Annotated in this window: 6 protein-coding genes; 3 read left to right on the top strand and 3 right to left on the bottom strand. The window is 68.3% G+C overall.

The annotated features are described in order from the left end of the window. Positions 1-225 (top strand): hypothetical protein (locus VFV09_11225; GenBank protein ID HEU4868287.1); only part of this gene is annotated, 225 nt, incomplete at its 5' end. A 70-nt stretch (positions 226-295) separates the two neighbouring features. Here the strand turns inward: VFV09_11225 and VFV09_11220 are convergent. After that, a complete protein-coding gene (locus VFV09_11220; GenBank protein HEU4868286.1) occupies positions 296-1,381 on the bottom strand; it encodes an N-acetylmuramoyl-L-alanine amidase in 1,086 nt (361 codons plus the stop codon). Positions 1,382-1,637: 256 nt separating this feature from the next. On the opposite strand from VFV09_11220, the gene VFV09_11215 reads away from it, so the two are divergent. After that, on the top strand, positions 1,638-2,180 hold the full coding sequence (locus VFV09_11215; GenBank protein HEU4868285.1) for a M15 family metallopeptidase: 543 nt from the start codon (positions 1,638-1,640) through the stop codon (positions 2,178-2,180). Here VFV09_11215 and pepD read toward each other — a convergent pair. Next, positions 2,177-3,628 carry a beta-Ala-His dipeptidase gene (gene pepD, locus VFV09_11210; GenBank protein HEU4868284.1) on the bottom strand — a complete coding sequence of 484 codons (1,452 nt, stop codon included), beginning with the start codon at positions 3,626-3,628 and terminating at the stop codon, positions 2,177-2,179. The genes VFV09_11215 and pepD overlap by 4 nt on opposite strands. Positions 3,629-3,665: 37 nt before the next feature. Between pepD and VFV09_11205 the strand changes: the two genes are divergently transcribed. Further along, entirely contained in the window at positions 3,666-4,331 is a 666-nt protein-coding gene (locus VFV09_11205) for a mechanosensitive ion channel domain-containing protein (GenBank protein ID HEU4868283.1), read from the top strand. Here VFV09_11205 and VFV09_11200 read toward each other — a convergent pair. After that, positions 4,328-4,760: pyridoxamine 5'-phosphate oxidase family protein (locus tag VFV09_11200; protein HEU4868282.1), on the bottom strand; the 433-nt coding region annotated here is incomplete at its 5' end. The genes VFV09_11205 and VFV09_11200 overlap by 4 nt on opposite strands.

Below are 4,760 nucleotides of genomic sequence, written 5' to 3'. Positions count from 1 at the left end.
GGCATTCCGACCGTGTACCTGGCGGCCATGGCGGTGGCGGCCGCCGCCGGGGTTCCGTTGGGAACGGCGGCCCTCGTAGCGTTTGTGCCGGCTCTGACGGGCGGACCGTACTTCGGCGGGCTGGCGGTCATGTTCCACATGCAGCTACTCGAAGAAGCGCCCGACCGGGTGGCGAAGCCCTCGTTCCGGCGCCACCACCGGCCTTCGGGGATGAAGACCGCTTGATTTCGAGGTGGTTTAGAGCTAAGCCCCCTCGCAGGACGGCGCCGGTTTCCCGGCGCCGTCCTGTTTTAGGTCAGGAGGGGTCGACGCAGCCTTTGGTCCCCCCGCCGGGCCCGGCCGGCGCAGTGCGAGGATAGGGTGTGGTGAACCCGCTGCCCGGATCTTTGGAGCCCAGGTAGCGCTGAACCGCCCGGACGATGGCCGAAGCCTCCATCTGGCGCACGTCCTCCCGGCGCAGAAGCGCCTCCTCGGCCGGATTGGAGACGAAGGCGAGCTCGGCCAGCGTGGTGACCACGCCCACCTCGCCGGAGCGGCGCAGAATCCCGTAGTAGTCGCCGCCGCTCGAGTTGAGCCGCCACTTGGCGCCGGCGTCGGTGTCGCCCACCCAGCCGGCACCGAGCTTCGACAGCTCGGCCACGGTCTCTTCGTAGACCAGACCGGCCAGGCGCTTGGACCCCGCGGAGCGGAACTGGTAGTAGGTCTCGCTGCCCGGCCGGTCGAGTGGACCGTCGGGGTCGGCATTGTGGTGGATCGAGACCATGAGCTCGGCGGCCGAGTTGTCGGCAACCTGCACCCGGAAGGGCAGGCTGGCCCGGTAGTCCGAGGTCCGGGTGAGCATGGCGGGGATCCCCAGGGAGTTCAGCAGGCCTGCGGCCCGGGAGGCGACGTCCAGGTTCACCTCTTTCTCGAGCAGGCCCGTCGGCCCGGTTGCGCCGGCCTCGTCACCCCCGTGCCCCGGGTCCAGGACCACAGCGGGCCGGACCACACGGGAGCCTGCCTCGACCGGCATCCACCTGGTCAGCTCGCACGGAGTGGTGACCCGCGCCCAGCCGTTCTGTACCGCCGAGAATGGCAGCAGTACGCCGGCTTTGATCCTGCCCGCCGAGGAGCCACCCGGGGCGGACGCCAGCACGGTTCCTTCGGCTCCGACCTTGAGCACCCCCGGAGCGGCGAGGCTGCCCGGGGGCTCCAAGGCGATCTCGGTGGGCGAAGGGGCCGGAGCCGGCGAGGGCGACGCCGAAGGCGAGCCTGAGACTCCCGGAGTGGGAGTGGACTGTTCGTTCGGACTTTTATCGGGGCTCGCGCCTGGGTCCTCGCTCGTGCACCCGGTCAGGCCTACCACCAGCAGCAGGGCGAGCAGTCGAAGCGTCCGGGTCACCGTTTAACCTTAGGCGGTGCGACGGAATGTGGTGATCGCGGCCTTTCTGGGTTTGGCGTTGTCGTGCTGCTCGTCGCCGGAGGCCGACCCGCCAAGGTCCCCAACTCCGCCGACGTCTTCAACCCCAGCGGCTGAAACTTCGCCTTCAATCTCACCGCCCGCCTCTCCGGTTGCCGTTCCATCCCCGCCTACTTCCCCTGCCCCGCCCGCATCGCAAACACCGGCCGGCCCTCAGTTCAGCGGCGTCCAGGCACCGGTGGACGCCGGACGGCTCCCGAATTCGTGGCGGCCCGGCTGCCCGGTTCCGGTCGAGGACCTGAGGCTTTTGACCCTCAGCCACTGGGGATTCGACGGGCAGGTCCACACCGGCGAGCTGGTCGTGCACCGTGACCAGGCGGACAAGGTCCTTCGGGCAATGGGGCGGCTGTTCGCACTCGAGTTCCCCATCGAGAGGATGGAGCTGGTGGACGTTTACGGCGCCGACGACGACCGGTCCACGGCGGCGAACAACACGTCGGCCTTCAACTGCCGGGAGGTGGAGAACTCACCCGGCGTCTGGTCGCAGCACTCCTACGGCCGGGCCCTGGACATCAACCCCGTGCAGAACCCCTACCTGCCGCGCTCCGGGCCGATCGACCCTCCGGCCGGGGCCGCATTCACCAACCGGTCCGACGCCCGGCCGGGGATGATCCTGGCCGGAGGAGGCGTCGTGCAGGCGTTTTCGTCGATCGGCTGGCAGTGGGGCGGGTACTGGACCAGCTCCAAGGACTACCAGCACTTCTCGTCGAACGGCCGCTAACCCTCGTCGGCCAGCGCTCCGAGCAGCCCCACCAGAAGCCGCCACATGGCGTCCACGGTGTCCGCGTCGACCGCCTCGTTCGGGGAGTGGGCGCCGGTGAGCCGGGGGCCGAACGAGATGGCCTGCATGTCGGGCTTCTTCGACACCAGCACCCCGCACTCCAGGCCGGCGTGCACCACCTGGATCGACGCCGGCTTGCCGTTGACCGCCTCGTACTGCTGGGTGGCAACCTGCAGCAGGTGGGAGTCCAGCTCGGGCTCCCAGCCCGGGTAGCTGTCGACGACGGTGGCTTTCGCCATCAACTTCATCCCGGCGGTGGCGATCTGGGTACGGGTGCGGAACAGCTTGTGTGCGCTGAGGCTTCGGGCGCTCGCCAGGACCACCGTCTCCTCGGGGTCGACCCTGACCTGGGCCAGGTTGCTGGAGGTCTCGACCTTTTCCGGGAAGTCGGTGCTCCACTCGTGGGCACCGTCGGGAATCTTGTTCATCATCTCCAGCAGGCCGTCCTCGAACCGGGCCTGGAGCACCTGGTCCGCCGGGGCTCCCTCGGTGACCTTCAGGGTGAGGCCGGGCTCCTTGTCGCCCCATTCGGCACGAAGGTTCTCGCCGAGGCTCTCGACCAGGCCGTCCAGCTGGGCGGCAGACGACTCTGAGACAACGATGCGCGCCTTGGCCTCCCGGGGGATTACGTTGTGCGCCCTTCCGGCCTCCATTCCGGCCAGCCTTACCTCCAGGGCGGACCGCAGTCCGCTCAGAACACCGAGAAGGATTTTTATCGCGTTGGCCCTTCCCTTGTCGATGTCCACGCCGCTGTGGCCGCCCTGAAGGCCGGAGACCACGAGCTCGCGGGACACCCAGCCCTCGGGGACCGGCTCCCACTTCAACGGCGGGCGGACCTCGACCGTGGCGCCGCCGGCACAGCCGACCGTCAGCTCGTCGGGGTCCTCGCTGTCCAGGTTGATCAGGATCTTGGACTGCAGAAGGGCGGCGTTGAAGGCCATCGCGCCGTGAAGGCCGGTTTCCTCCTCGACGGTGAAGACGAGTTCCAGCGGGCCCCTCTTGATGTCCTCGGAGGTCAACAGAGCCAGGGCGGCGGCGGCACCGATTCCGTTGTCGGCGCCGAGCGTGGTGCCCTCGGCGTGCACACGCTTGCCGTCGACCGCGACCTTGATGGGGTCGGTGTCGAAGTTGTGCTGCACGTCCGGCTCCTTCTCACAGACCATGTCCAGGTGGGCCTGGACCGCGACCGTGGGTCCCGGACCTCCGTCGAGGAACAGGACGAGGTTGCCGTAGTCGTCCTGACGCCAGCCCACGTTGCGGGCCTCGGCCAGCCCCCTGACGTAGTCCAGGGCGGCCTGCTCCTTCCCCGACGGCCGGGGGATCCGGCTCAGCTCAGCAAAATGCCGCCACAGCTCCCGGGGAGCCAGTTCCGTCAAAGTGTCAGTCAACCGCTCGCTCTCCTTTTGGTCAGGATAACCTTTGCCCATGCCTGATCAGACCCGCCGCCGCCGCAAGCTTCTGCGGGCGGCCCTGGCCGCCCTCGTGGCCGTCATCGGGTCCGGCGTGGCCAAGTTCGGGCACATCCACGTCACCGATCCTAGTCTCCAACTAGGAGATATTGCCCCGGTGGTCGGCGCCCTACTCATCCTCGGAGGAGGTTGGGTGGCCGTGAGAGCGCTCGCATCGGCGGTTCGGGAGGGAATCCGGGAGAAAACCGGCGACGCCCGGGCGGTCACACTCGCCAAAATTCTGTCGATGGCGGGCTTCACGATCGTGATCCTCTGGTCGCTGGGCGCAGTCGGCATAGGGATCGAGGCTCTGCTGCTGGGAGGTGCGCTCACCGGCGTGGTGCTCGGTATCGCAGCGCAGCAGACCCTCGGCAACATCTTCGCCGGGCTGGTGCTGCTGGTCGTGCGGCCCTTCATGGTGGGCGAAGAGACCGTTCTCAAGTCCTCTACCGGCGAGTACAAGGGGCAGGTCAGCAACATAGGCCTGTTCTACGTGACAATCGAAACCGGCAGGGGCCGGGTGGACGTCCCGAACGCCCTGGCGCTCGCGTCGGCGGTCGGCCCCGGGGCTTCAACCGACGACGGCGAAGACGAAGAAGAGCTTCCGGGCCCCCCGGACGGACCGGAGCAGCCGCCCGGCTAGGTGCGCTTGAAGCTGCGCAGGCCCTTACCCTCCTGCCACAGGTCGATCTTGAGGAAGTTCCCCTCAACCGCCGTAACCACTACCTCGGCGATATCCGCCCGGAACAGGTGGAAGTCTCCGGGAGGCCCCTCCGGCCCGGCCACCTTTCGTTTGAGACCGTCGTCGTCGACCTCCTCCGCCCTGCCCGAGATTTTCACGTCGCCCTTCCAGTTGTCCGACGGGTCGACGGTCGGCCCGTGGAGGGCGAACCGGGGCTCCCGCCGCAGGTCGAGCGCCTTGCGCGAGTTCGGCATCCCGCCGAACCAGATGTCGTCCTCCACGAAGGTCATCTCCGTCCCGCTGATGCGGGGTGACCCGTCCTTGCGGATGGTGGCGAGGGTCTTGTGCTTGTGGACGTCGAACAGCTCCCTCGCCCGCTTGGCGAAGTCC

Source organism: Actinomycetota bacterium (assembly GCA_035759705.1).
Taxonomy (GTDB): Bacteria; Actinomycetota; CADDZG01; order JAHWKV01; family JAHWKV01; genus JAJCYE01.
Note: the sequence above shows the minus strand (reverse complement) of the source record. Positions and strands in the feature narration are given on the sequence as shown.